Genomic DNA, 4648 nt, shown 5'->3' on the forward strand with positions numbered 1-4648 from the left:
TAGGCGCTGTCCGCGTCGGACTCGTCGCCGAGCAGGTCCCGCTGCCAGAGGGTGTAGTCGGCGTACTGCACGGGCAGCGGCGGCCACACGGGCTCCTCGCCGCGGCGGCGGGCCGCGTACGCGGTGGCCAGGTCCCGGGAGAGCGGGCGCAGGGACCAGCCGTCGCCCGCGATGTGGTGCAGGGCGAGCAGCAGCACGTGCTCGTGCTCGCCCAGGACGAACAGCTCGGCTCGCAGTGGGAGTTCACCGGCGAGGTCGATGTCGTGGCGGGCGGCGGCGGTCAGCAGGCGGGGCAGGCCGCTCTCGTCGGTCCCGGTGACCGTCAGGGGCAGGTGTGCCGCGTCGGCGGGCAGGATCCGCTGCCGTGGCACACCGTCGGTCTGCGGGAACACCGTGCGCAGGGTCTCGTGGCGGGCCACGACGTCCGTGAGGGCGGCGCCGAGGGCGGCCCGGTCGAGGGTGCCGCGCAGCCGCAGGGCCAGCGGCATGTGGTAGGTGTCGCCGGCGCCGTCCATCTGGTGCAGGAACCACAGGCGGCGCTGGGCGAACGACAGCGGCAGCGGTTCGGGCCGCTCGTACCGGGTCAGGGCCGGGCGGGCCGTCTCGGCCGCGTCGGCCAGCCGGACCGCCAGCCCGGCCGGGGTCGGCGCCTCGAAGAGGCAGCGCAGGGGCAGTTCGACGCCGAGTGTGGCGCGGACGCGGGAGACCAGGCGGGTGGCGAGCAGGGAGTGGCCGCCGAGGTCGAAGAAGTCGTCGTCGACGCCGGCCCGGGGCAGGCCCAGCACCTCGGCGAACAGGTCGCACAGGATCTGCTCGCGCGGGGTGCGCGGGGCCCGCCCGCCCCGCTGCTCCGGGGCGGGCGCGGGCAGGGCGGCGCGGTCGAGCTTGCCGTTGGGCGTGAGCGGCAGGGCGTCCAGGGTGACCAGGGCGGAGGGCACCATGTGGTCGGGGAGCAGGTCGCGCAGGTGGTCCAGGAGCTTGCCGGGCACGGGGGTGGCGCCGGCGGCGGGGACGACGTAGGCGACGAGGCGGGTGTCGCCGGGGCGGTCTTCGCGGGGGACGATGGCGGCCCGGGCGACAGCCGGGTGGGTGCCGAGGGCCGCCTCGACCTCGCCGGGTTCGACGCGGAAGCCGCGCACCTTCACCTGGTGGTCGGCGCGGCCGAGGAACTCCAGCTCGCCGTCGGCGCGGTGGCGCGCCAGGTCGCCGGTGCGATACATGCGCGCCCCGGGCGGCCCGTAGGGGTCGGCGACGAACCGCTCGGCGGTCGGGCCCGGCCGGTCCAGGTAGCCACGGGCCAGGCAGGCGCCGGCCAGGTACAGCTCGCCGGGCACCCCGGGCGGAACGGGCCGCAGCGCGGAGTCGAGGACGTGGGCGCGGGTGTGGTCGACGGGCCGGCCGATGGGGACCGGCAGGGGGCAGGTGCCCAGGTCGGCGGGCAGGGCGTAGGCGGTGACGACGTGGGTCTCCGCCGGGCCGTAGTGGTTGAGCAGCCGGCGGTGCGGGTGGCGGGCGTGGAGGCGGCGCAGCGCGTCGCCGAGCCGCATGGCCTCGCCGGCCTGGGCGATGGTGCGCAGGTGCGGCAGGTCCCGGCCGTGTTCCTCGGCGGCCTCGGCGACGGCCTCCAGCACCAGCGTCGGCGCGAACAGCTCTTCGACGCGGTGTTCCTCCAGCCAGGCGGTGAGGAGTTCGGCGCTGTGCCGCTGTTCGTCGGTGGGCACCACGAGGGTCTTGCCGAACAGCAGCGCCGACAGCGTCTCCTGTACGGCGACGTCGAAGCCGGCGGCGGTGAACTGCGCGGTGCGGGTGCCGGGGGCGCCGCCCACGCTCCGGTGGTGCCAGTGCAGGAGGTTGGCGAGCGCGGCCGACGGCATGACGACGGCCTTGGGGCGGCCGGTGGAGCCCGAGGTGTAGATGACGTAGGCGGGATGGCGTCCGTCGACGGTGACGTCGGGGTCGGTGTCGGGGTGGCCGGGGCCGGGGTCGACGTCGGCCGGGTCGTCGAGGACGAGGGCCGGGCGGGCGTCGTCGAGCATGAGCGCCCGGCGCGCGGCCGGGTACCGGGGGTCGATCGGCAGGTAGGCGGCGCCGGTCTTCAGCACGGCGACGACGGCGACGGCCAGTTCGGCCGAGCGGGGCAGGGCGAGCGCGACGACGTCCTCGGGGCCGATGCCGCGGGCGGTCAGCGCGTGGGCGAGCCGGTTGGCGCGGGTGTTCAGCTCGGCGTACGTCAGCACGGTGTCCTCGAACACCACGGCGGGCGTGTCCGGCGTGGCCCGCACCTGCCGGCGGAACAGCTCCGGCAGGGTCGCGGGGTCGACGGCCGGGCCGCCCGCCGTGGCGAGCAGCCGGTCGCGTTCGTCGCCGAGGAGGACGTCCAGGTGGCCGAGGGGGCGGTCCGGATCGGTGACCGCCTGCCGCAGCAGCCGGGTGAAGCGGGCGAAGATCCGCTCCACGGTGGTGGCGTCGAACAGGTCGGTGGCGTACTCGACGTAGCCGTGGACGCCGGCGGGCCTGCCGTCGGTCGCGGGGGCGCGCTCCAGGAGGTGGAAGGAGAGGTCGAACATGGCGGTGGCGGGCTGCACCGGCATGATCTCGGCCCGCAGGCCGGGGAGTCGGAAGTCGCCGCGCGGCACGTTCTGCAACGCCAGCAGCACCTGGAACAGGGGTTGCCGGGCCGACGAGCGGGTGGGGTTCAGCGCCTCCACCAGGTGCTCGAACGGCAGCTCCTGGTGGGCGTAGGCGGCGAGGGCGGTCTCGCGTGCTCGGGTCAGCAGGTCGGCGAAGGTGGGGTCGCCGCTGGTGTCGGTGCGCAGCACGAGCGTGTTGACGAAGAAGCCGACGAGGTCGTCCAGGGCCTGGTCGGTGCGGCCGGCGATGAGGCTGCCGACGGGGATGTCGTCGCCGGCGCCCAGCTTGTTCAGCAGGGCGGCCAGCCCGGCCTGGAGCACCATGTAGAGGCTCGCGCCGCGTTCCCGGGCCAGGTCGAGGAGCCCGGCGTGCAGGTCGGCGTCGAGTTCGACGGGCAGCCTGTGGCCGTGGAAGGACGGGGTGGCGGGGCGGGGCCGGTCGGTGGGCAGCTGGATCTGCTCGGGGAGCCCCGCGAGGGTGGCCGTCCAGTGCGCGGCCTGGCGGGCGTACAGGCTGTCGGGGTCGTCGGCGTCACCGAGGAGGTCACGCTGCCAGAGGGTGTAGTCGGCGTACTGCACCGGCAGCGGCGCCCATCCGGGTTCCTCGCCTCGGTGGCGGGCCGCGTACGCGGTCGCCAGGTCGCCCGCCAGCGGGCCGAGCGACCAGCCGTCGCCCGCGATGTGGTGGACGACGACCAGCAGCACGTGCCGGTCGGGTGCGGTGCTGAAGAGTGCGGCGCGCAGCGGGGGTTCGCAGGCCAGGTCGAAGGTGCGCCGTACGGCGTCGTCGATCAGCGCGGGCAGTGCCGTCTCGTCGGTCTCGGTGAGGGGCAGCCCCGGGCGGGCCTCCTTGGCGTCGAGGACGTGCTGGTAGGGCACGCCGTCGGTCTCGGGGTGGACGGTGCGCAGGCTTTCGTGGCGGGCCACGACGTCGGCCAGGGCGTGCTGGAGGGCGGTGCGGTCCAGGGGGCCGTCCAGGCGCCAGGCCAGCGGGATGTGGTAGGCGGCGCTCGTGTGGTCGAGCTGATGCAGGAACCACAGGCGGCGCTGCGCGGACGACAGCGGCATCCGCTCGGGCCGCCGGGCCGGGAGCAGCGCCGGTCGGGCTTCCCCGGCCGCGCGGAGGCCTTCGGCGAGGCCGGCGACGTTCGGCGTCTCGAAGAGGGCGCGCAGTTCCAGTTCCACTCCGAGCGCGGCGCGGACGCGGGCGACGAGGCGGGTGGCGAGCAGGGAGTGGCCGCCCAGGTCGAAGAAGTCGTCGTCGACGCCGACGCGTGCGACGCCGAGGACTTCGGCGAACAGTTCGGCCAGGACCTGTTCGCGCGGCGTACGGGGAGCTCGCCCGGCGACCTCGGGGGTGAGGTCGGGTTCGGGCAGGGCGCGGCGGTCCAGCTTGCCGTTGACGGTCAGCGGCAGCGCCTCCAGGGGGACGAACGCCGACGGCACCATGTACTCGGGCAGCCGCTCCCGCAGGTGCTCACGCAGGGTCGACGCGAGCGCCACACATCCCGGGGCGGGCACGACGTAGGCGACCAGACGGACGTCGTCGGCGCGGTCCTGGCGCGCCACCACGGTCACGTCACCGACCTCCGGGTGAGCGGCCAACGCGGCCTCGATCTCCCCGAGTTCGATGCGGAAGCCGCGCACCTTCACCTGGTCGTCGGCGCGGCCCGCGTACTCGAGGGTGCCGTCGGCGCGCCGACGGACCAGGTCGCCGGTGCGGTACATACGGGTGCCGGCGGGTCCGTAGGGGTCGGCGACGAAACGGGACGCGGTCAGCGCGGGCCGGTTCAGATACCCGTGGGCCAGTCCGGCCCCGGCCACGTACAGTTCCCCGGCGACTCCTGTCGGGACGGGGCGCAGCCACTGGTCGAGCACATAGGTCCGCAGGTCATGGATGGCCGTGCCGATCACGCTGGAGGGGGTGTCGACGGACCGGGCGTCCAGGGTGGTGTGGGTGACGTGGACGGTGGTCTCGGTGATGCCGTACATGTTCACCAGCACCGGAGCGTCGTCCG

The 4648-nt window shown here is 75.2% G+C and carries 1 protein-coding gene; it reads right to left on the reverse strand.

Translation table 11 applies throughout. The annotated features are described in order from the left end of the window. Positions 1-4648, reverse strand: a 4648-nt coding sequence (locus tag ALMP_RS39595) for an amino acid adenylation domain-containing protein (protein ID WP_375803610.1), incomplete at both ends; no start/stop codon positions are given.

Origin of the sequence: Streptomyces sp. A012304 (assembly GCF_026008495.1) — a bacterium.
Taxonomy (GTDB): domain Bacteria; phylum Actinomycetota; class Actinomycetes; order Streptomycetales; family Streptomycetaceae; genus Streptomyces.